Origin of the sequence: Yoonia sp. (assembly GCF_036007805.1) — a bacterium.
Classification (GTDB): Bacteria; Pseudomonadota; Alphaproteobacteria; order Rhodobacterales; family Rhodobacteraceae; genus Yoonia.
Genome location: NZ_DASYOK010000369.1, coordinates 1 through 20381, shown reverse-complemented (window position 1 = coordinate 20381; position 20381 = coordinate 1). Strand labels below are relative to the sequence as shown.

The following is a 20381-nucleotide window of genomic DNA, read 5'->3' as shown; positions in this document are numbered from 1 at the left end:
GTCTTGATACGCTGGGCAAGCCGTTTGGCAGTTTCGTGCTTTTCCGTCCAGATTGGCGACAGGCACATCATAACTTCGGGCTGGTCGATACTATCTAGCGGCATCCGCCCAATTTTTGGGAAAGCATAGTCTCGCAAAGTGTTGATCCATTGCTGGCCATGCTTAGCATTCTTCCAAGTTGGCATCCGCTCGATGTGGACCTGTTGTGCAAATTCTTCGAATGTCGGGATTTCGCGCTGGGCGTTGAAACGGGGGTTCAGTCCTTGCTTGGCCATCCGACGATACTCTAGCGCACGTTCACGCGCTTGGTTGATTGTGACAATATCCGCCCCGCCCAAGCCAAAGTCAGTGCGCAACGGCGCGCCCTTCTTATTCTTGGACCCTTTGACAACCACGCGCACAATCCAACGCCGTGCGCCCGATGGATCAACCACCAGATACAATCCGTTGCCATCACCATGCCGCCCCGCGCCAAGATTCTCGACAAGCTTCTTTGTCAGTTTACCAGATAGGGCCATCTAAAATACCACATTCAATACCACTCAGGGAACGAATATAGACACCATCGAAGAAAACTCAACACCAACGACAATTGGCAAAACACCCAATAAAAAAAGCAAAAAGGCCACCCAAGGTGACCTAGCGAAATTGCTCAAAATGGGGAAGTGGCGGACAGACAGGGATTCGAACCCTGGAGACGGTCTCCCGCCTACACACTTTCCAGGCGTGCGCCTTCGACCACTCGGCCACCTGTCCGTGGAGCGCGGTTTAGCCCTAACCCTACCCCTTTTGCAAGACCCTATACATATGTTTGTGAGCCCCCTTTACCTCAACCCTGACTGCACCCTACAAATGAAGCGTTCGAGATAGAGGCGACGCCACGCATGCTGCATGATCCACCTAAAACCGGCAAATCCGAACGGCCCAGCGAAACGACACGTCTGCAAACCGGTGCGTTGTTGATTATCGCCTTTGCGGTCGTGCTTTTCTTGCTGGTGCAGGCGCGCTTTGTGCTGATTTCACTGGCCACAGCGATCATTCTTTTCAGCCTGACAAGTGATGTTATCAATTTCATTGCGCGGCAGCGGATCGGGCCATTTCGTATTCCCAACGCATTGGCCAGCATCGTGGCCATGGTCCTGATCGCAGCGGCTTTGCTGTCGCTAAGCTCTATCCTTCTGTCCCAAATCAATACTGTGCTTGTCTTGACATTGTCCTACGCAGAACGCGCTCCCGCGGCCGTCGCCGCGATGTTTGCGTGGCTGGGCGAGGACAGCCAGCAGGCCGTTTTCAACGCCATGCGTTCGGTTGAAATGTCCAGTTATCTGCGCGGGGCAGCAAGTCAGGCCAGCGGCCTGACACAAGGCACCGTGCTAATTATCCTTTTTGTCGGGTTTCTGTTCGCCGAGCGCATATGGTTTGAAACCAAACTTCTCAGCCTTGTCGGTGACGAAGCACAGGCAGAACGTGTTGCCAAAATCATCGGATCCATCATCCACAGGGTGAACTATTACCTGCTGGTCAAGACATTAATCAGCGCAATTACCGGTGCGATGGTCTTTGTCCTGGCGCAGGCCTTCGGGCTGGGGCTGGCAACATCCCTTGGCATCATCACATTCGTTCTCAACTTCATTCCCAACATCGGCTCTATCGTGGCAACCGCGCTGATCACTCTGGTCGCCCAGGTCGAGCTTGGAGACGGGTCAACCACACTCGCGGTTTTCGTGATCGCGGGCATCATTCAGTTCGTGAACGGCAGCATCATCGACCCGATGCTGATGGGCCGCGCGCTGCGGCTCTCATCCTTCGGGATCATCCTGTCTTTGGCCTTCTGGGGGGCGGTCTGGGGCATCCCCGGCATGTTCCTGTCGGTGCCGATTATGGTGATGTTGTTGGTGGTGTGTAGCCATGTTCCCAACCTGCGCCCCTTTGCTGTCCTTTTGTCGCGTGAGGGCTTGCCGGAATCCGAAAGAATGCTGGATCAGCCGATCGAGCGCGATCTTTTCGGACAGGACATCAAGCGCGACTAGCGATCAGAGCGCATCGCAGGCGGGGGTTTTTCCCCGATCGGCTGACGCGCATAATAGGTTACGTCCTCGGTGAAATACTGATAGCTATCCGCGTTCTCGATCGCGCGGCGCGCATCCCTTTGCGCCATCCGCGAACATTCGGTGCGCGAATAGCAATGATCCTCGGTATTGGCGACATGCAGGAAATGCGACACCTCATGCACGATCGTCCCCTCACGCGTCCCGTTGTTCGAGCGGCGGTCGCCGGGCCTCAGCGCTGTCAGGGGAGGCAATGTGAAAAATGCCGGGCAAAGATGCATCAGGTAGGGTTGGTTGGCAAAGACCCAGGCATATTCGCCCGCCCTGCATCCGTCATCGGTGGCCGCATCACATTGTGCGGTCACCGCACCACCCCGCAACGCTGTCACCACTGATTTCAGGCTGGCACGGACGCGCTCGGCGTTGGCCTGCGAATAAGTGCCGAACCAGCGTTGATAATCGGATGTGTCGCCCACCGCCACTGCGGCCTTGAGCGTGAGGTCCTTGGCAGTGGCAATGGCCGCGTCAACGACTTTGGCCTCTTCCATGGTGCAGCCCGGATGGCGCGTTTCGGCCGCCGCTGGAAGGCCCGCGCAGAGCATCACGATCAAGAGGGGTATCACACGCAGCAAAGGCCTACTCCAGATGCAAATAGACACGCCGGTTCTGGCGGCCCTTCTTTTCGATCTTGCCGATCCGCACGCGCCCGATCTCTTCGGTGTTGGCGACATGGGTGCCACCGCAAGGCTGCAAATCGGCGGTTTCTTCGCCCACGCCGATCCGCACAAGGCGGATCTGTCCGCTGCCGCGCGGTGGCTGGACAGACATCGTTTTCACCAGATCGGGCTGCGCATCAAGCTCCACATCCGTGATCCATTCCTCGGTCACATCCATATTGCACGCAATCAGACGGTTCAGGTCTGCCTCGAGCGCGTCTTTGTCCTCTGGCGCCTCGGGCATATCGAAATCCAGACGGCCTTTATCGGTCCCGATAGAGCCACCCGACACCGGCAGCGGGATTACGACAGACAGCAGATGCAGCGCGGTATGCACCCGCATGTGACGCAAACGGCGATCCCAGTTCAACACCTGCGTCACCCCTTGGCCGATGCTTGGCAGACCGGCAGGTTCCGCCGGGATCAGGACAACATCATCCCCGTCACCTTTGACAGTCGTGGCGATCTCGATCTCGCCGCCTTTCCAGCGCAGTGTCCCGCTATCCCCCGGCTGCCCGCCGGATGTGGGGTAAAAGAGCGTTCCATCCAGCACGATACCGCCTTCCGTCGTAATCGCTTTGACGGTGCCAATGGCTTCGCGGGCATAGGCATCTTTACGGAACAGCAGGTCAGTCATGGTATCGTCGTGTCCTTCAAAACTTCGGGGTTGCGCAGCCATATATCACGCTGGGCAAAGGGTATTTCGATGCCCTCTTTGGCAAAGGCCTTGGCGATCGCGTGGTTCATTTCAGATTTGACGACCACGACATAGTTCACGTCACGCAGGATCGCACGGATTTCGAAATCAAGAGAGTCCGCGCCGAAACCCATAAACAAGACGGCAGGCGGCGGCGACATGACGACCTGCGGATGCGCCTCGGCAATGCCGCGCAGGATGTCCGACACCTTGTCGGTATCCGTCCCGTAGGCCACGCCAACAGGCACGATCACGCGGCCCACCAGATTACCGCGGGTCCAGTTCGTCACCTGCCCGCTCACCAGATCAGCGTTCGGAATGATCACATCGGTCCGGTCAAACGTTTCGATCCGCGTCGAACGCACAGAAATCGACCGCACATATCCCATTTGATTGCCCACTTCGATCCAGTCGCCCTCACTGACAGGGCGTTCGATCAGCAAGATAATCCCCGAAACAAAGTTCGAGACGATATTCTGCAGACCAAAACCGATGCCCACGGACAAAGCACCTGCCACAATTGCGAGGTTCGACAGATCAATGCCTGCCGTGGTGATCGCGATAATCGCGGCCAGCATGATGCCCACATAGCCAAAGCCCGCGACGATCGCGTTTTGCCCGCCCAGATCAAGCCGCGTGCGCGGCAGCACCGTGCGCCGCAAGGTGCCTTGGATGAAGCGGGTCAACAGATAGCCTACCGCAAAAACAATCGCGAAGGTGAGGAAATCCGTCGGCGAAATGCGGCTTTCGCCAATTGAAAAACCTTCGCGGAAACGGGCCCAGATTTCGGTCAGATCATCAACCCGCGCCCCCCAGATCAGTGCAAAAACGGGTAAGCTGACCATATAGAGAGCAAAGCTGACCATGACCGGAATAAGCGCCTGAATGCCGCGCATGTCTTCGCCATCGCCAGGAGGTTGTGTCAGCTCGGTCACAATCTGTTGCAGCAAAAACAGCACAGCAATGAGTGCGACAGAAACGATGGATGGTCCCAGAATAGCAATGCCCGCCGCAATATATCCGAACCCCGCAATCACAGGGGCAACGATCGCCACGACTGTCGCAAAGCGCCCGACCAGGTTGCGCATACGCCCCGCCGATACGATGGTATCTTCCCTTTGTTCGGGTTTGGTACGTATCACACGGCCCAGGCGCCAGAAGAGAAGACCCAGAACGACAAGGATAGGCCACGCGAAAGCAGCCGCAGCCCCCTGAGACATATCCAAAGTCCGAAACCCTGCTTGGGCCAACGTCCCGAAAGCCATGACCCAAGCTAGCGCGGTGCTGGCCCGCCGTCCTGAGGCACGTGTTTGCGCATCATAGCCAAAATATCCCGGGTGTTCGCCCAACGGAAAAACAAGCCGCGACAACCACCAGCCGAAAATCACGTATGACCCCGCCAGCGGGACCGCCTCCAGAATATCGCCGCCGCGCAGACCGAAGATATCAAGCGCCTGCAACGCTTCGGTCAGCGCCAGAAGCCCCAGCATCGGCACCGCAATCTGGATCAGTGACGCCACAAATACCGTTATAGGATGCCAACGTCCCTGTCTTGTCGTCAAAGACATACGCCAGCGCGTCACAAAACCACGCCCAAAACTCAGTAACCCAATGCCAACAACCAACAGTAACAACACCCGAGGCAAATCGCGGCTCAGCGCACCGCTTTCACGCCGGACGTTGAAACCGGTCACAATCTCGATACCGACGATATCGACAAGCTGCCAGAGAGCCGCAACCGCCGCACCGATATAAGCGGGGTTCAGGGGCGACGGCCCCCGCACCGATAGTTCATCGGTCTGTCGCTGTAGCGACATTGCGTCGAATTCACCGATCAGGCCATTCGCGCGGGCATAGGCCTCTTGTGCGAGCAAACGTGGCGCCTCAAGCGCATTGCGCTGGGTCGTCAGTGCGGCACGGCGGGCGGCAACGGCGGGGTTTTCTTCACCGCTTTCAGGCATAGCGCCAAGTGCGGCGATCTGTGCGTCGACTGTCGCAATGCGACCAGCATTCACGTTGGTCTGTGCTAAAAAACGATCCCGCCAAACAACAAGTTCGGCACGTAACCTGCTGATTGCAAACATAGAAGCATCAGCACGACCGGCAAGGCTCTCTGCGCGCAGCGCAAGTCGTTCAAAGCTTGCCGTGTCCTCGGCGCCCACCTCTGTGGGCATAGCGGCAGGTAATGGCGGCTGCGCAACAGGAACTGTCTCGGCCGGTGCATCGCTTTCAGTTTCAGCCTGCGTATCCGCTTGTGGCGTCTCTTGTGCAACGGCGCTTGCAGGCTGCAAAACAGCAAGGAGACCGATCAGAAAAACTGCCGCAAGGACCCGTATCATACAGCTTCAAAGACCTCGGGCACATTCACCTCCTGCTCCATCCATGATGGAAACGGAAGGCCCTTGCCGCGCAGGAAAGCGGGGTTGAAAATCTTGGACTGATAGCGCGTGCCATAGTCACACAGGATCGTCACGATCGTATGCCCCGGCCCCATTTCGCGCGCGAGCCGGATCGCACCCGCGATGTTGATACCGGTCGAACCGCCCATGCACAGGCCTTCGTGCTGCAAGAGATCAAAAACAATCGGCAGCGCTTCAGCATCGGGGATTTTATACGCAAAATCAGGGGTAAAGCCCTCAAGGTTTGCGGTGATCCGCCCCTGCCCGATCCCTTCGGTAATGGAATCGCCCGCCGGTGGAACCTGGCCTGTGTAAAGCTTGTAGAGCCCCGATCCGTCCGGATCAGACAGGCCGACCTTGACGCCTTTGGCCTGCAACACCTGCCCGACACCGGCCAATGTACCGCCAGAACCGCAGGCGCAGGTAAACCCGTCCACCTTGCCGTCTGTCTGTTCCCAGATTTCGGGCGCCGTCGTTTCGACATGGGCCTGCCTGTTGGCGGTATTGTCGAACTGGTTCGCCCAGACAGCACCATTGGGTTCGGTTTCATTCAACGCAGCCGCCAACCGGGCCGAATATTTCACATAGTTATTTGGGTTCGCATAAGGCACCGCCGGCACTTCGACCAATTGCGCACCGGCCACGCGGATCATGTCCTTCTTTTCCTGACTTTGCGTTTCAGGAATAACAATGACGGTCTTGAACCCCATCGAAGCACCCACAAGCGCAAGGCCGATGCCTGTATTTCCTGCGGTTCCCTCGACGATCGTGCCACCGGGTTTCAGATCACCGCGTGCGATCGCATCCTTGATCATGAAAAGGGCGGCGCGGTCTTTGACCGATTGGCCGGGGTTCAGGAATTCGGCCTTGCCCAGAATGGTGCATCCCGTCGCCTCAGAGGCGGCTCGGAGTTTGATCAGGGGCGTGTTTCCTACGGCATCTGCAAGATCGGTCTTAATTGTCATTCCACGGCCCTTTCATCTATTCCTCTCTGTGTAGGGCTGCGAAGGCCTAACTTCAAGCAAACTCAAGGTCAGGCAGCGCCCAGCAGGCGCGCTTTGTGGCGCAATATCCAGTAGAGCAGAAAGAGTGCCGGACCGGTCGCGATTTCCCCGCTGTCAGCAAGGGCCAGAGCATCGTCGAATGCCATCGGATGCAGCCTGAGATCCTCCGCCTCATCGTCCAACCCGCCCAGATAGGCCTCAGTTTGCGGCAGATCGCACAGCCCCACAAAGGTATAGAAATAATCCGTGCTGGCCCCGGGTGAGACATAAAACGCCCCCGCCTCTTCCAGCTTGGTGACGATCACACCCGCCTCTTCCTCGCATTCACGCAACGCCGCCGCCTGTGGCGTCTCGCGCGCATCGACGATGCCTGCGACAGGTTCTAACATCCACGGGTTCGCGTCGTGGCGCAGGCGCGGGCCCAGACGGGCCTGCTCGACCAACAGCACCCTGTCGCGTACCGGATCGTAAGGCAGGACAACGGCGGCATCTGTCCCGATAAACCCCTCGCGCACCAAAACGTCCGACTGTCCGCCCGTAAATTTGCGATGCCTGACATCGACGCTTTCGAAGCGAAAAAACCGGCCCTGCGGAGTGCGCGCGCCCGTAATTTGGAAATCCGCAGGTTCAGGCACGAAGCGACGCGTGGCAGGGGCTGCTTTGGCGCGATATTTGGACCACGCCCGCGCCTCAATCATCGGCCACATCGCGCGTGCCGCCGCAAACGAAGGCAGCGGGTCATAGGAAAACAGCTCTGTTGCGGCAAGCACCGCAGGTGCAAGGTGATCCGCCTCCCACGCCTCCAGCGACCATGTGCCGACACCGGGTGCGGCCTCATCGGGGGGCAGATAGCACTGCACAGCACGCGGACCCACTGTTGTGATCACATCGACCGTCACCAGACGGTAGCCGAAAGCGCCCTCATAAAGATCAAGGCGCGCCATTTGCCGATCATCCAGACCTTCATAGACCAGCCCCTGCGCCGTTGCGCCAACCTGCGGCGCAATGAAAGGCACTACATTCCCGCCCAGTGGAAAGACGCCGTAACCCGCGAGCTCTGCCGGCACAGTACCGCGCGCCGGACCACCGGACACGGCGGCCATCAAATCATGGGACCGTAATGTCCCGTAAACAAATAGATCCATATCCTAGGGGAAACGCTGACCGAAGAATTCGGTAATCCATGCACAAACGATACCGCCGATCAGGACCGTGGCAATCAGGGTCACATCAGTGAACATGATTGCGTAGTCGATCATCTGGTTGAAGATATCGATCACCGCCTCCATCGTTCCGTCGTTATATCGGTTGCGCAGCGCATTCGAGATCATCTGATTGAAAGACAGCGCAAAAAGCGCGCAGAAGGCAATCGCTGCGCCACTGGTAATCCCGATGCCTACCGCCGGGTTATACCCGTTTCCGGCACGGCTGCCGCAGACCCGCCACCCGACCACGAGGCCGATAAAGCTGACCACCGGAAGCCAGAAGGTCGGCGCGTTCGCCTCGGGAAAGAAAGGGATCGTCAGGCCCGCTAGGTACCAACCAAACAAGCCAAAGATAACTGCACCTGCAAGACGTCCAGCGGTCGGCATGTCATGCGTCCTCTCTCTTGGCGCGCACGACCCTGCGTTAGCCTGGCCGCGTCACGGTAATCTGCGTTACGTCGCAGTTTCTGCTATCAAATGTCGCGGCACAAGAGGTCAGATAAAAATCCCACATCCGCTTGAAACGCGCGTCAAAGCCCAAAGCGGCAACCTGATCCCACTTTTCGTTGAATGTCTCGTGCCAGCGGCGCAGCGTCAGCGCGTAGCTCTTGCCGAATTCAATCGAGCCTTTGACATTTAATCCCGCTTTTTCAACTTCTTGGCGCAAAACAGTCGGGCTCGGCAGCATACCTCCGGGGAAGATGTACTTCTGTATAAAGTCCACGCCCTTGCGGTAACTCTCCCAGCGCTCGTCTTTGACAGTGATGATCTGAAGTGTTGCGTGTTTGCCCGGTTTGAGGCGTTCACGCACCGTTTCAAAGTACTTGGGCCAGTATTGTTCACCGACGGCTTCGAACATTTCGATGCTGGCGATCCCATCGTAAAGGCCTGTTTCGTCGCGGTAATCCTGCATTTTGATCTCGACCATGTCGGACAGACCGGCCTTGGCCATCCGCGCCACGGCAAAATCATGCTGTTCCTGACTGATCGTCAAGCCAGTCACCTTGATCCCGCGTTCCTTGGCAGCATATTCGGCAAACCCGCCCCAGCCACAGCCGATCTCAAGCACATGATCGCCCGCCTTGGCCCCCATCTGGTCGACCATGCTGGCGTATTTGGCAATTTGGGCAGCTTCCGTACTTTCCTGTCCTGTCTCGAAAATCGCCGAGGAATAGGTCATCGTATCATCGAGCCAGAGCCCGTAAAAATCATTCCCAAGATCGTAATGATAGCTGATGTTCTTGCGTGCCTGTGTTTTCGAGTTGCGCTGCATCCAGAACCGGACGCGCTCATAAAAGCGGATCAGTTTTTGCGCAGGAAAGCCGTCATAGATGTGATCGGCTTCATCATGCATGAAATCCATGACCGCCATCAGATCGGGGGTGGTCCACCAGCCATCCATATAGGCCTCGGAAAACCCCATATCGCCTTCGCGTACCGTCCGCGCGAAAAGATCGGCATTGTGCACGTGCACCTCTGCGACATAGCCGGGCTTCGCGCCTTCGGCACGGAAATGGCGCCCATCGGGCAGAATGATATCAACGCGGCCTTTCTGGAGGTCTTTTACCTGATCAAATACCCGCGCAAAATAGCGGGGCAGACCGGTTTGGCCGTCTGTACTCGTTAAGATCATATTTTCTTCCTGTCGTCGTCTCTGGCACTCGGGCAGTTTGCGCGGCCTGTCTGTACCCAAATTAACCTTTGATACGGTGAAGTCACGGAGAACGTTCAAAAAAGTTTCAACTGACCTTGGGGCAATCAGAAACCACGGTCCTGATAGGCATCAAGCGCACGTTTGCGACCCACATCTGCCGAAACAATCGGATCGGGGTAGCGGTCCTGCGCCGTCATGCCCCAAATGACAGGTATCATATCATAATAGGACAAAGCTGTCGCGCTTGGCGTCTTGGTGCCTTCGGCAATCCATTTCTTGACGTATGCGCGATCCTTGTCGAATTTGTCCAACTGCGTCACCGGATTGAACACGCGAAAATAGGGCGTCGCATCCGGCCCAGACCCTGCCGACCACTGCCAGCCCATTGCATTGCTGCACGGGTCCCAGTCGATCAGGCAATCGGCAAACCAATCCAGCCCGATCTTCCAGTGACACAAAAGGTGCTTAGTCAGATAGGATGCCACAATCATCCGGCCACGGTTATGCATCCGCCCGGTCACATACATCTCGCGCATGGCGGCATCGACAAAACGAATACCGGTGCGCGCTTGCTTCCAAGCCTTCACCTCGGCCAGCCCTTCGTCGGTGTTCCACGGAAAGGCGTCCCAGTCCTCTTTCCAGTTGCCCGATGTAATCCGCGGCGTGTGAAAGGCCAGATGATAGGCAAACTCGCGCCAGACCAGTTCTTTTAGGAATGTCTCGGCATCGCCCTTGCCGTCATGCAGCGCGCGCCAGCCCGCGTGCCAGCATTTGCGCGGGCTGATTTCGCCGTAGGTCAGGTTTTCCGACAGCCCCGAGGTGCCATCGACCGACGGCAGATCACGGTTCTTGACGTAATTGGCGACATTATTGGCAATAAACGCGCCCAAACGGTGCGACGCGGCCGTTTCACCCACGGTGCAATGCGATGTCAGAATATCTGCACCGCGCTGCATGGCAGCGCCCATGCGCCAGTCTGCCAGATTATCCGAGGCGGGCCAGCTGTCAGGTGCGGGGACCTTTGCGGGGGTTGGCAGTGCGTCAGGCACCTTGTTGTCCCGTACCGATTTCCACATCGGCGTATAGACTTTGTAGAACCCGCCGGTTTTCGTCGCGACCGTCCAAGGCTCGAACAAGACATGGCCTGTGAAGCTCTGCGCCTCGACACCGTCCTCTTTCAACGCTGCCTTTACTGCGGTATCGCGCGCGCGGTGCGCCGGATCATACATCCGCGACCAGTAGACGGCCCCTGCCCCTGTCTCGGCAATCAGATCGCGCAACACCGTCAGCGCCTCCCCACGGCGCAGGATCAAACGGCTGCCTTTTTCCTGCAAGGACTTCGCCAGATCACCCACCGACAGACCCAAGCGCATCTTTGGCGCAGCGCCAAGCGCCTCGGTCAGCTCATCATGGATAAACACCGGTATAACCGGATGACCTGCGGCAACGGCAGCCGACAACGCCTCATGATCGCCAAGGCGCAGATCGCGCCGGAACCACATCAGAATGGGGGATTTGCTCATCAGACCTCCGCGCAGGACGGCTTGCCTGCTTTATAGCACCTGATCTAGCGCCTCCATCAGCGCGTCAACCTCGTCTTTGGTGGTGTAATGCACGAAACTGACCCGCAGCACGCCTTTGGCAGGGTCCACCCCGACTGCGGACAACGGACGCTGCGCGTAGAAATCACCGCCACCGGCCATAATCCCATGCGGCGCAAGTTTCGCTGCCGTCTCTCCTGCATCCGCCTCCAAGGCCATCGCAACGGTGGGCGCGCGGCGCAGAGCGTCCGCAGGACCGATAAGCCGTACCGAGTTTTTCGCCGAGACGTAATCCAGCAAGGGCTGCAACAGGGCCACCTCGTGATCGCGCATCAGATCATGGGATTTGCGCGCAGCCGCGGCCCCTGTTCCACCACCATGATGCGCAGACAGCGCCTCAAGATAATCCGCCATCCCCGCACTGGCTGCGACCTGCGCATGGTCAGGACCCGCAGGCGTGAACCGCTTGTAAAGGCTGTCTCCGTTGAAATGGTGCCCCTGATTGGGCAGCTCCATGCCCCACTCCTCGCGGATCACCATAATGCCTTGATGGGGGCCGTAGGTCTTGTAAGCACTGAACAGATAGACATCGCATCCAAGCGCGCCCACATCCGCGAAACCATGCGGCGCATAGGATACGCCATCCACACAGGTCCGCGCGCGCGCAGATTTCGCCAAGGCGCAGATGCCAGCCACATCATTGATTGCACCCACCACGTTCGAGCAATGCGGGAACACAACAAGCGCCACATCCTGCTCCAAGAGCTTGGCAAGGTCCTCATGGTGCAACTCTCCCGTCTCGGGATCAATCTGCCACTCAAGGATATTGACGCCATCCTCAGCCAACCGCCGCCACGGGCCGCTATTGGCCTCATGGTCCTGATTGGTCACAACAATGCTCTGGCTCGGTTTGATCCATTTGCGCACGGCCTGCGCCAGCACATAGGTGTTCTGCGTGGTCGAGGGCCCAAAGGACACCTCATGCGTGGCAACCCCCAGCATTTCCGCCAAGCGCCTGCGCGCCTCGTCCATCTCCTCGCCACCCAGGCGCGACGCGGCATAAGGCGCATAGGGCTGCACTTTGCGTTCGGTGTAGAAGCGGTACAGGCGGTCAATCACCTGACGGCAGGTATAAGACCCGCCCGCGTTTTCAAAAAAGGCCTTCCCGTGCAATGCAGGCTGGTCAAAGGCGGGGAATTGGGTGCGCACCCATGCGATATCTAGTGTCATGCGCATATGGATACGAAAAAGGCCCCGATGCGCAAGCACCAGAGCCAATCATTTTCGGATTAAGCCGTGTCAGGCCCTCAATTCGCTTTGCAAGCCACGGAAGATGGCAAAACACATCAAAAGAAGGACAATTGTAAACGGCAGTCCGGTCGAGATCACCATCGCCTGTAGCGATCCAAGGCCACCCCCGATCAATAGCGCAATCGCCACGAGCCCCTCAAAGGTACACCAAAACACACGCTGCGGCACCGGCGCGTCGATCTTGCCACCGGCTGTGATCGTGTCGATCACAAGGCTGCCGCTGTCAGAGGACGTCACAAAGAACACGATGACCAGAATGATGCCGAGGGTCGAGGTAATCGACGCCAATGGCAGGCTGTCCAACATCGCAAAGAGCGACAGTTCCGGACTATAGGTGTCAATCACATTGGCCTTCACCGCGCTGGCATCAACATTGGCGATCATGTCGTTGATCGCCGTGCCGCCAAAGACAGTCATCCAGAAGATGCAAACCAGTGACGGGATGATCAAAACGCACGTCAGGAATTCACGTACAGTGCGTCCGCGCGACACACGCGCGATGAACATGCCGACAAATGGCGACCAGCTGATCCACCACGCCCAATAAAACGCGGTCCAGCCTTCACGATATCCGTCATCAGACCGCCCGATCGGGTTGGAGAGCGGCAGGATTTCGTGACCGTAGGCCATAAGCGTCGCAAAGAAGTCGGTAAAGATACCAACCGCACCGGCGGTGAACAGCACAAAGAGCAATAGCCCGATCGCCAGCACCATGTTGATCTCGGACAGGACTTTCACCCCGCCATCAAGACCCCGGAGAACCGAAATCAGCGCCAGAAGCGTGATCAAAACGATCAAGACAACCTGCGCCGTTACGCTGCTGGGAATGCCATAAACATACTCAAGACCGGCATTCGCCTGCTGCGCACCCAAGCCTAGCGACGTCGCAAGACCAAAAAGCGTGGCAAAAACGGCAACGATGTCGATCACATGGCCCCACCAGCCCCAGACGCGTTCGCCAAGTATCGGATAAAAGGCCGAACGGATCGAAAGCGGCAGGCCCTTGTTATAGCTGAACAGCGCAAGCGCGAGCGCAACGACCGCATAAATCGCCCAAGGATGCAGCGCCCAGTGATATGAGGTCGCCGCCAGCGCCATCCGCTTGGCCTCCTCCACGTTGGCGGCAATCAGGGTGCCGTCCTCGGCAAAGGGACGGACAGTGCCCAAAGGTTCGTCGCCCCAAGGCGTGCCAAAGTAGTAAGCAGGCTCAAGCACGCCAAAGAACATCAGGCCAATGCCCATGCCGGCCGCAAAAAGCATCGCAAACCAGCCAAGATAGCCGTAATCCGGTGTGGCGTCTGCCCCACCCAGACGGACCGATCCGTAGGGCGACACGATGAGCAGCAGACAGAAAATCACAAAAATATTCGCCGCCGTCAGGAAAAACCCGTCAAACGTCGACGTCAAAGCGGGCCGCAGCCAGCCAAAGAACTCTGCCGCCTGCGCAGGGGCGATCAGCGCGTAAAGCACAAAGATCACCACGGAAAGCCCCGAAATCAGAAAGACGGGGTTGTGAATATCAAGCCCGAAAGGCCCGATCTGCGTTTCAATATTGTCCTGACCGATTGTGTAATCGGTATCAATCATATCCGAGGCACCTTCCGGTAACGGAATGCCCATATCGGTTTCGTCTTGCGTCGCCATAACTTGGCTTCCTTCTTATTGTTCCGTCTTGTTGTTGCGGGCGCTGGCCTCACCGGTCGCGCGCACGAGGCAAACCGATGCCTTGGTGCGGCGGGCCAGATTGCCGCCATTCGAGGCCCATATCCGGTCCCCGATATGCGGCACATGTGTCGCCATCACCACGAGATCGGCACCCATTTCATCCACAGCCTTCACCAGATCATCGTCCAGCGTAGCAGTCGGGTCATGGGACAGGATCACATGGGTCGTGACATCCTGACCATGCGCTCGGGCTTCATTCTCGGCGAAATCTGCAAGCTTTTGTTTGTATTCCTCGGGGGTATGCGCAACCGAGGACGGCGTTGGCGTTGTCGCCCCCAGATAACACACGGTTGCCCCGTAAAGTTTCGCCAGATCGGCCGCCATCGCGATCGCGCCTTCCATCCGGTCCACATGTGCCAAATCAATCGGCACAACGATTTTTCTATACATCGTCCCCTCCTTTTCCGGGCGTTGACACACGCACCATCACGCAGGCAAACGGCCCGGATATTCATCTTCAAAGACAGGGTTTTGGCCCCCGTTCTTACACCATGCCTAACAAGTCCGCTCCCTGTGAAACAACCACATGACCGGACATTCGCCTGCATTTGCCGCCAATACTGCGGCAAAATTTGCGCCAAACCCCTGCCATGAAACACAAAAAAGCCGCCAAAAAAAATTCCGGCGGCCTCGCTGATTTAGGGGTTTTTGGGCTGGGTCAGGCGTTCACGTCTACCACAACACGGCCCTTTACCTGCCCTTGCAAGATGCCAGCACCAAGTGCTGGCAGGTCTGACAGCGTCGCGGGCTGGATCATCGCCTCGAGCTTGTCCATCGGCAAATCCTTGGCAATGCGCGCCCACGCGCGGACGCGGTTGTCATAGGGTTGCATCACACTGTCGATCCCCAAAAGGTTCACACCACGCAGCAGGAACGGGATGACAGATGCAGGCAATCCGGCCCCGCCCGCCAGACCGACCGCCGCAACCGATGCCCCGTATTTCATCTGCCCCAACACGCGCGCCAGCATCTCGCCACCGACGGCATCGACACAACCGCCCCAGGTCTCGGCCTCCAGCGGGCGCCGGGTGATTGCGTTGATCTCTTCGCGGGGCACGATCTGTGTCGCACCAAGAGATTTCAGATAATCGGCCGTTTCGGGCCGCCCTGTTACCGCTGCAACCTCATGGCCCAGATTGGCCAGGATCGCGGTTGCAACGGATCCAACACCGCCTGCCGCACCTGTGACGAGGACCGGACCATCCTTGATCCCGTGATCCTCAAGCGCCATCACCGCCAGCATCGCCGTAAAGCCCGCTGTGCCCACCGCCATCGCCTGACGTGTATCAAGACCTTCTGGCAATGGAACCAGCCAATCGGCTTTCACCCGCGCCTTTTGGGAATACCCGCCCCAATAAGCCTCGCCCACGCGCCAGCCGGTCAACACAACCTTGTCACCGGGCTGATAGCGCGGATCATCCGACGCCGCGACAGTGCCCGCCATATCAATGCCCGGCACATGGGGATAATTGCGCACCAACCCACCGCCCGGCCCGATGCAAAGCCCGTCCTTGTAGTTCACGGTCGAATATTCAACAGCCACCGTCACATCACCTTCGGGCAACTGTTCCAGCGACAGCTCTTGCACAGATGCGCTGGTTTTCCCTTCTGCATCCTTTTCGACCATCAAAGCTTTAAACATCGTCATTCCTTTCATTTCGGGGCCTCTCATTTCAGGGGCAGCGTCCCCCCACTTTCCATGTCTCTTCAAACTTCCGCCGGAGGCTCCGACGCAGCGACCAGGCCTAGATCCAGAATTTCTCGTGCACGGTGGCCACGCGCGGGCCATCCTGTGTCTGCACTTCGAGTTGCGTGCCTTCGTCCCAATGCGTCATACGGACCATGCCAATGGCAACATTGGTTCCGTAATCAGGCGATGCCGCAGCCGATGTGATCTGGCCCACCTTCTTGCCCTTGGCGATCAATGGCCAGACCTGATTGCACACCGGAATCTCGCCCGAGATCGCGATCGCGCGGATCTGCTGCGTCGGCCCCTCTTTGGCCACCCGCAAGAGCGCATCGCGCCCCACACAGCCAATCGCGGTCTGGGTTGAGCAGAACCGGCCAAGCCCGCATTCATGCGGTGTGTTCTCGCGGGTCATATCATTCCCATAGGACAAAAGCCCGCCTTCGATCCGCTCGATCAGATTGGGGCAACCTGCGTAGACATCCAGATCCTTGCCTGCCTCCATCAACGCGTTCCACAGCGGCATGCCGTTCTGCGTGCCATCAACGTAAATCTCGAAACCGCCCTGCTTGGAATACCCAGACCGCGCCACGGCCATGCTGACGCCGTTGAAATCGAACCAGCCAAAGCGGAAAAACTTGATCGCACGCACCGCATCGCCAAAGACCCGCGCCATCAGATCATCGGCCAGCGGCCCCTGCACCGCCAAAGGCGAAATATCCGGCTCATCCACCAAAACATCCAACCGATATCCATAGGCCAAGGCCTTGACCCAGAACAGCAGATCACTGTCGGCAATCGAAATCCACCAGCGGTCCTCGGTCAGTTTCAGCGCCACCGGATCATTGAGCATACCACCGGTTTCATCCACGATCGGCACATAGAAACACTGCCCCGGCAACATGCCGCGCAAATCGCGCGGCGTCAGCATCTGCATCAGGCGCGCGGCATCCGGGCCGCGCAATTCCACCTGCCGCTCGCAGGCCACATCCCAGACCTGCACGGCAGCCTTCAGGTGGTGATAATCCTCGACCACGCTGCGGAACACCGTGGGCAGCAGCATATGGTTATAGACGGTATATCCCTTGACCCCGGCGGCCTCGACGCCATCGCTGAAGGGTGTACGCCGCACACGGCGCGAAGGTGCAATCACAGCCATCAAATATCCTCGGGCATAAAGGGAAGATCGGTATCGTTCGGGCGTTTACCCATCGCGGTCAGCATCGCATGCACCTGCCCGCGGTGATGGGTCTGGTGATTGAAAAGCTGCATGACACAAAGCGCTTTGGGCTTGGACATCTGGCACCCCATGGCACCGGAGTACCATTCCAGATCACCCACCAGATCAATTGCGCGCACACGCTCGGCCCAAAGCCTGATCCGCGCATCCATCCGGAAATTCTCGGCGGCCCAAACAGCGGGTGTCGGGGTGAAATTCACGCTGTCCTTGATTGACGGATCAGGCCCGACCCCGCCGTCAAAACGGCTGATCCAGATGGTGTCCCCCCAAAGCACATGGTTCAGCGTACCCATGATCGAGCCAAAGAATGCCCCGCGATCCTTGTACAGCTCGTCGCGGTCCATACCGGCAATCATCGCGCGCAGGCTCTTGTTCTGCCACGCATTGTACCGTGCCATTGTCTGGCAATATGCGGGTGTGATCAAGGTTTGGGACCTTTCCAGTCAATCGGACAGATTTCCGCTGATTTACCGCCGAAATCCCAGACACGGCCATAATCGCGGACCTTCGACTTGGTGCCTTGTGCGGCGATGATATCAGGCCCCATCCAGTATTTTGAATTGCTGACCATGACCGGATGTTCAGGGCTCTTGCCCGCCATCATTTCGATCTCGCCCTGAATTTTGCGGCCGATATAGATGCCGCGTTTGGTGCCTTCGCGCACAATCTCGACCTTTTCACGCTCGGCGCCGATAATCTCGGAGACAAGCATGGTGAACAGACCCGTGGTGCCACCCGCCTGCCCGCTGAAAATCTGCAAAAGGCCGTTGTAGGCCTTTTGGGTAGAGCGTTCATCGACATAGGCCGCAACTTTCCAGTTGCCTTCGGCCATCCGGCCCGGGATATCGACCAGCAGACCGACGTTCAGACCAGACAGGTCCTCGCCCTCGAAGTGCCCCTCGTCAATGGCAATGGCCATCCAGGCGTGGCAGTGCCCTTCAGTGGGTGGGTGTGCGCCAAGGCTGACCACACAGGGGCAAAACACCGTGCAGGAGCAGTTCAAAAACAGCTCACCCTTGATCGCCCATTCTGTCGGTTTCATTTTCCGGCGCAACGGGTTGCTTTCCATACGCTGATCAATGCGCTGCGAAATCGGCAAGCGGTCGGCGGGTGCACGTTGTGTTTCAGCCATATCTCGTTCCTTCTATTACAGAATTGCCAAGCCAAGGCCGGCAGCAATCAAGACCACGCCGACAGGCTTGATCACACGATGCCCGATTTCGGGCAGTTTTTCAAAAACCATGAGCAGCGTTGCCAAACCCATCCATGCAAGGCTCATCACGCCGCCCACAAACCCCAGCGCCATATAGCCCCAGCAACAGACCACACAAAATGCGCCCAGTCCGATCCCCATGCGCAAACCGCCGGAGAAACCGGTTTTCCAGTGTCCCAGAAAATAGGTCATCGGCGCGTGGCAGACGCCGTGGCAGACCTCTTTGATGCGGGTAAACTGGAATGCCCCGACGATGACCAGCAAGGCAGCGGAGAACCAGACCGGCGCAATTCCCAGCATATTGATGACGCCGCCAAAAAGCAGCGCCAACTGAAGTGCGGCGATCACGGCAGCAAAGCCCACCCAGACAACGAAGTAGCCCAGCAACAGACCGACCCACCCTGCCCGCGTGCCATCGGCGCTGACCATGAGCTTTTCGTAGGTGGTCAGCGTAGGCACCAAGGTGGGCAGCATCATTGCGGCCATCATCACAGCCCACATCGCAAAGAGCGGGCCGAAACGCGCCATCGGCATATCCATCGGCATGCGCGGGTCCATCTCGGCCATTGCCTGACCCATCGGACCCGGACGGCCCAGCAGATCAAGGTCCATATCGACCGCCATCATATAGAGCATAAGCCAGGACAACAGGATCGTGCCGAAAAAGAGCAGCCAAAGCGATGATCTGATCAAATGCGACAAGCGGCTCTCCCGAGGACCAGTTTGCGACTCAAGACTTGCATTAGATATGTCAGACGTTTAATTGTCTGACAAATGAAAATTGACCCGCACAACCCCGCAGATCTCTCTGCCCAGATCGCCAAGGCTATCCGCGACGCGATCATCTCTGGCGCTTTGCCGGTGGATGAACGTCTGCCCTCAGAGGCGGAAATGGCCGAGCAGTTCGATGTCTCGCGCCCCACTGTCCGCGAGGCGTTGAAGCGATTGGCGGCACAATCGCTGATCCGCACGCAGCGAGGGGCCACCGGTGGCGCCTTTGTCAATCGGTTACGGTTCGAAGACGCATACGGCCAGCAGATTACCACCTCTACCTTGCTGCTCTCGATGAATGACGTCAGCTTTGCGACCGCCTGCGAGGCGCGCTATGCGCTGGAGCGTGCCTGCGCACCGCTTTCGGCATCACGGCGCAGCGCCGACCACCTTGCGACAATGCGGGCAGAGGCACACCGGCAATTGCAGCCCGGTCTGACGGATGAGGCCTTTTGCGCCTCGGATGTCGCGTTTCATCGCGCCCTGGTGGATGCCGCGGGCAATCCGGTGCTGTCCTACCAACTGGCGGGCGCCGTCGAGGCGATGCAGCCGTTGATGAATATGATCACCTTCAGCGCGCGATCACGCGAAAAGATTGTGGCACTACATACGTCGATCGCCGATGCGATCGAAGCACAGGACGCGGGAGCCGCAGACGCCCATCTTGCGGCGTTGGCGGCCTATACCCAAGAGTTGGCACAGAATGTGATTGCCGAAAGGCAGTCCAAGCGTGGTTAGGGTAAGGTGGATCAGGATCCACCTTACTGCCCTGATCACACCGTTTTTTGATCATGTCTGGCGCGATCCATGGCTGTCCATCCAAGACAAACACAGGTAAGAACGGCTCCAAAGTACGAAAGCCCGCCATCACCGGAGGATTTGATGAAAGCCGCGATCTTCGGAACTGTCACACTGGCCGCCGCTGCCGCACTTGGCGTTTATGCATGGCAGTCACAAAACACACCTGCCCCCTGTGGCGACACAGCCGTCGCGGGCAGCGCCATTGGCGGGCCGTTCGAACTGGTGTCTGAAACCGGCGAAACCGTAACGGATGCCGATGTGATCACCAAACCGACACTGGTCTATTTCGGCTACACATTCTGCCCCGATGTTTGCCCGCTGGATTCCGCGCGCAATGCACAGGCAGCCTATATCCTGGAAGAGCAAGGG

20 protein-coding genes and 1 tRNA gene are annotated in these 20381 nt (G+C 58.1%); 3 read left to right on the top strand and 18 right to left on the bottom strand.

Translation table 11 applies throughout. From position 1 onward, the window contains the following. The coding region (locus tag VGP75_RS19575) for a tyrosine-type recombinase/integrase (protein ID WP_327545245.1) at positions 1-518 on the bottom strand (518 nt) is incomplete at its 3' end. Between the two features lie 148 nt (positions 519-666). Next, positions 667-756: transfer RNA gene (locus tag VGP75_RS19570), tRNA-Ser, on the bottom strand. 128 nt (positions 757-884) lie between these two features. Between VGP75_RS19570 and VGP75_RS19565 the strand changes: the two genes are divergently transcribed. After that, positions 885-2030, top strand: coding sequence for an AI-2E family transporter (locus VGP75_RS19565; RefSeq protein WP_327545244.1), 1146 nt, complete (start codon positions 885-887; stop codon positions 2028-2030). Here VGP75_RS19565 and VGP75_RS19560 read toward each other — a convergent pair. The 16 genes from VGP75_RS19560 to VGP75_RS19485 all read right to left on the bottom strand — a co-directional run bounded on the left by VGP75_RS19560 (position 2027) and on the right by VGP75_RS19485 (position 19142). Beyond that, positions 2027-2671 (bottom strand): M35 family metalloendopeptidase, encoded by a 645-nt coding sequence (locus VGP75_RS19560; protein WP_327545246.1) that lies wholly within the window; start codon positions 2669-2671, stop codon positions 2027-2029. The genes VGP75_RS19565 and VGP75_RS19560 overlap by 4 nt on opposite strands. A 13-nt stretch (positions 2672-2684) precedes the next feature. Continuing rightward, the gene (locus tag VGP75_RS19555; protein ID WP_327545243.1) at positions 2685-3401 is read right to left on the bottom strand and encodes an alanyl-tRNA editing protein; all 717 of its coding nucleotides are present in this window, start codon (positions 3399-3401) and stop codon (positions 2685-2687) included. Then, positions 3398-5800 (bottom strand): DUF3772 domain-containing protein, encoded by a 2403-nt coding sequence (locus tag VGP75_RS19550; RefSeq protein ID WP_327545242.1) that lies wholly within the window; start codon positions 5798-5800, stop codon positions 3398-3400. The genes VGP75_RS19555 and VGP75_RS19550 overlap by 4 nt, the downstream gene beginning before the upstream one ends. Then, positions 5797-6825: a cysteine synthase A gene (locus tag VGP75_RS19545; protein WP_327545241.1), complete on the bottom strand. Its 1029-nt coding sequence runs from the start codon at positions 6823-6825 to the stop codon at positions 5797-5799. The genes VGP75_RS19550 and VGP75_RS19545 overlap by 4 nt, the downstream gene beginning before the upstream one ends. A 68-nt stretch (positions 6826-6893) precedes the next feature. After that, the gene (locus VGP75_RS19540) at positions 6894-8009 is read right to left on the bottom strand and encodes an NUDIX domain-containing protein (RefSeq protein ID WP_327545240.1); all 1116 of its coding nucleotides are present in this window, start codon (positions 8007-8009) and stop codon (positions 6894-6896) included. Between the two features lie 3 nt (positions 8010-8012). Further along, positions 8013-8456 carry a TrgA family protein gene (locus VGP75_RS19535; RefSeq protein ID WP_327545239.1) on the bottom strand — a complete coding sequence of 148 codons (444 nt, stop codon included), beginning with the start codon at positions 8454-8456 and terminating at the stop codon, positions 8013-8015. A gap of 37 nt (positions 8457-8493) precedes the next feature. Beyond that, on the bottom strand, positions 8494-9702 hold the full coding sequence (locus VGP75_RS19530) for a class I SAM-dependent methyltransferase (protein ID WP_327545238.1): 1209 nt from the start codon (positions 9700-9702) through the stop codon (positions 8494-8496). A 125-nt stretch (positions 9703-9827) separates the two neighbouring features. Beyond that, positions 9828-11246 (bottom strand): cryptochrome/photolyase family protein, encoded by a 1419-nt coding sequence (locus tag VGP75_RS19525; protein WP_327545237.1) that lies wholly within the window; start codon positions 11244-11246, stop codon positions 9828-9830. Positions 11247-11276: 30 nt separating this feature from the next. Further along, a complete protein-coding gene (locus VGP75_RS19520; protein ID WP_327545236.1) occupies positions 11277-12494 on the bottom strand; it encodes an aminotransferase class V-fold PLP-dependent enzyme in 1218 nt (405 codons plus the stop codon). 69 nt (positions 12495-12563) lie between these two features. Next, entirely contained in the window at positions 12564-14219 is a 1656-nt protein-coding gene (locus VGP75_RS19515; RefSeq protein ID WP_327545235.1) for a BCCT family transporter, read from the bottom strand. Between the two features lie 15 nt (positions 14220-14234). After that, on the bottom strand, positions 14235-14690 hold the full coding sequence (locus VGP75_RS19510; RefSeq protein ID WP_327545234.1) for a universal stress protein: 456 nt from the start codon (positions 14688-14690) through the stop codon (positions 14235-14237). A 268-nt stretch (positions 14691-14958) separates the two neighbouring features. After that, entirely contained in the window at positions 14959-15942 is a 984-nt protein-coding gene (acuI, locus tag VGP75_RS19505) for an acryloyl-CoA reductase (protein ID WP_327545233.1), read from the bottom strand. 103 nt (positions 15943-16045) lie between these two features. Next, the gene (locus VGP75_RS19500) at positions 16046-17146 is read right to left on the bottom strand and encodes a dimethylsulfoniopropionate demethylase (RefSeq protein WP_327545232.1); all 1101 of its coding nucleotides are present in this window, start codon (positions 17144-17146) and stop codon (positions 16046-16048) included. Further along, complete coding sequence (locus tag VGP75_RS19495; protein ID WP_327545231.1) at positions 17146-17652, bottom strand: DinB family protein; 507 nt, start codon at positions 17650-17652, stop codon at positions 17146-17148. The genes VGP75_RS19500 and VGP75_RS19495 overlap by 1 nt, the downstream gene beginning before the upstream one ends. Beyond that, positions 17649-18359, bottom strand: a complete 711-nt coding sequence (locus VGP75_RS19490; protein ID WP_327545230.1) for a DUF1326 domain-containing protein — start codon at positions 18357-18359, stop codon at positions 17649-17651. Before VGP75_RS19490 ends, VGP75_RS19495 begins: the two co-directional genes overlap by 4 nt. A gap of 15 nt (positions 18360-18374) precedes the next feature. Next, positions 18375-19142, bottom strand: coding sequence for a DUF2182 domain-containing protein (locus VGP75_RS19485; RefSeq protein ID WP_327545229.1), 768 nt, complete (start codon positions 19140-19142; stop codon positions 18375-18377). A gap of 72 nt (positions 19143-19214) precedes the next feature. On the opposite strand from VGP75_RS19485, the gene VGP75_RS19480 reads away from it, so the two are divergent. Then, entirely contained in the window at positions 19215-19949 is a 735-nt protein-coding gene (locus tag VGP75_RS19480; RefSeq protein ID WP_327545228.1) for a FadR/GntR family transcriptional regulator, read from the top strand. Between the two features lie 144 nt (positions 19950-20093). Continuing rightward, positions 20094-20381: SCO family protein (locus VGP75_RS19475; RefSeq protein ID WP_327545227.1), on the top strand; the 288-nt coding region annotated here is incomplete at its 3' end.

Bases quoted from the DNA above. Each gene is read 5' to 3' on its own strand.
- VGP75_RS19515 (WP_327545235.1), bottom strand. From the start codon at position 14,219: ATGGCGACGCAAGACGAAACCGATATGGGCATTCCGTTACCGGAAGGT.
- acuI (WP_327545233.1), bottom strand. From the start codon at position 15,942: ATGTTTAAAGCTTTGATGGTCGAAAAGGATGCAGAAGGGAAAACCAGC.
- VGP75_RS19550 (WP_327545242.1), bottom strand. From the start codon at position 5,800: ATGATACGGGTCCTTGCGGCAGTTTTTCTGATCGGTCTCCTTGCTGTT.
- VGP75_RS19555 (WP_327545243.1), bottom strand. From the start codon at position 3,401: ATGACTGACCTGCTGTTCCGTAAAGATGCCTATGCCCGCGAAGCCATT.
- VGP75_RS19535 (WP_327545239.1), bottom strand. From the start codon at position 8,456: ATGCCGACCGCTGGACGTCTTGCAGGTGCAGTTATCTTTGGCTTGTTT.
- VGP75_RS19545 (WP_327545241.1), bottom strand. From the start codon at position 6,825: ATGACAATTAAGACCGATCTTGCAGATGCCGTAGGAAACACGCCCCTG.
- VGP75_RS19500 (WP_327545232.1), bottom strand. From the start codon at position 17,146: ATGGCTGTGATTGCACCTTCGCGCCGTGTGCGGCGTACACCCTTCAGC.
- VGP75_RS19530 (WP_327545238.1), bottom strand. From the start codon at position 9,702: ATGATCTTAACGAGTACAGACGGCCAAACCGGTCTGCCCCGCTATTTT.
- VGP75_RS19525 (WP_327545237.1), bottom strand. From the start codon at position 11,246: ATGAGCAAATCCCCCATTCTGATGTGGTTCCGGCGCGATCTGCGCCTT.
- VGP75_RS19540 (WP_327545240.1), bottom strand. From the start codon at position 8,009: ATGGATCTATTTGTTTACGGGACATTACGGTCCCATGATTTGATGGCC.
- VGP75_RS19520 (WP_327545236.1), bottom strand. From the start codon at position 12,494: ATGACACTAGATATCGCATGGGTGCGCACCCAATTCCCCGCCTTTGAC.
- VGP75_RS19565 (WP_327545244.1), top strand. From the start codon at position 885: ATGCTGCATGATCCACCTAAAACCGGCAAATCCGAACGGCCCAGCGAA.
- VGP75_RS19490 (WP_327545230.1), bottom strand. From the start codon at position 18,359: ATGGCTGAAACACAACGTGCACCCGCCGACCGCTTGCCGATTTCGCAG.
- VGP75_RS19510 (WP_327545234.1), bottom strand. From the start codon at position 14,690: ATGTATAGAAAAATCGTTGTGCCGATTGATTTGGCACATGTGGACCGG.
- VGP75_RS19480 (WP_327545228.1), top strand. From the start codon at position 19,215: ATGAAAATTGACCCGCACAACCCCGCAGATCTCTCTGCCCAGATCGCC.